This is a genomic window from Vibrio sp. 1159 (assembly GCF_033340395.1).
Lineage (GTDB): Bacteria > Pseudomonadota > Gammaproteobacteria > Enterobacterales > Vibrionaceae > Vibrio > Vibrio alginolyticus.
Window position 1 is genome coordinate 1 of sequence record NZ_JAWOWL010000126.1, and the last position, 1,293, is coordinate 1,293.

The 1,293-nt window shown below is 49.2% G+C and carries 2 protein-coding genes; both read left to right on the forward strand.

Features of this window, described 5'->3' with window-relative positions:
• Positions 1 to 84 precede the first annotated feature (84 nt).
• A complete protein-coding gene (locus R7127_RS26370; protein WP_031850664.1) occupies positions 85 to 753 on the forward strand; it encodes a hypothetical protein in 669 nt (222 codons plus the stop codon).
• Positions 754 to 762: 9 nt separating this feature from the next.
• On the forward strand, positions 763 to 1,293 hold a 531-nt coding region (locus R7127_RS26375), incomplete at its 3' end, for an ABC transporter ATP-binding protein (RefSeq protein ID WP_318148701.1).

Consider the following 1,293-nt stretch of genomic DNA (forward strand, 5'->3'; position numbering starts at 1 on the left):
ACCATTGGTCGCATCCTACAGTTGGCTATGAAGCGATGGCGTAATCTGAAACCATCAAATCACGTTCAACTAAGGACAGTCACCATGATGGTTTTCAATCTTCATTTATCCAGAGCCACAACCTTGCTCGGCGCGGCATTGGCAGCGTTTACCTTGAGTAGCAGCTTGGCGTTGGCAAACCCTACTGAGCAGTTACTAACTCGCTTTAACCAAGCCGCACAGGGCGACACGGGTTTGGTGGATACTGTACATGACGAGCTTTCACAATTAGTTCAAAAGCAAGGCGCTACGCCTGTGACATTGGTTTACCTTGGCAGCAGTGAAACCTTGCAAGGGCGCTATGCGTTTATGCCATGGAACAAGATGAAGTTCACTGAGCGCGGGCTTGCCACCATTCAGAAAGGTTTGGATTTAATGGCGAATCAACCTATGCCGATTCAAGAGCAGCAGCGTTTACAAGGGCTACCAGAATATCAATTGGCTACTGCGATGGCGGCCACCACTTACACTTCGCTTCCGGATATGTTTAATCACTTTGAGCGTGGGTACGAGCTGTACCTGACTCTGCTTGATGAACCGAGCTTCAATCAACAACCGTTCGCGGCAACGGCTTGGGTTTACCTTTACGCCATTGAAGCAGCGCTGCGTGCAGAGGACATGGAGCAAGCGCAGAAATGGTTGGCGAAAATGGAAAGTTTCGATAGCACTCACTTAGAAACGCAAACTGCCAAAGCGTTACTGGCTAAACATTAAGGAGGCGTCATGATCGTTTTCAGTCAACTTAGTCGCGATTACACCCTCGGCAGCCAAACCGTACGCGCGTTGCAAGATGTCTCTGGTGAGGTGTTTGCCGGTGAAATGGTGGCGCTGTGTGGGCCTTCCGGCTCAGGAAAAAGTACCTTACTCAATGTGCTTGGCATGTTGGATTCTCAATATCAAGGTCAGGTAACGTTTGCTGGTCAACCTTACCCGAGCGGACAAATGCAGGCTGCGAAAATGCGCCGTGAAAAGCTGGGTTTTATATTTCAAAAATTCAATTTGGTGCCAGTGATGACGGCTTTGGTGAACGTCGCTTATCCGTTGCATCTCAACGGTTTTTCAAAAACTGAACAAACCGAACTTGCCACACAAATGTTGGAACATGTGGGGCTGGGCGAATTTATCCATCACATGCCCGATAACTTGTCTGGTGGTCAGCAGCAACGGGTAGCGATTGCTCGCGCTTTGGTTCACAAACCTGCATTAGTGATTGCCGACGAGCCAACAGCAATCCTCGATAGCCAAACCGCAAAC

Excerpts from the sequence above, each read along its gene's own strand:
- R7127_RS26370 (WP_031850664.1), top strand. The coding sequence starts at position 85 with ATGATGGTTTTCAATCTTCATTTATCCAGAGCCACAACCTTGCTCGGC.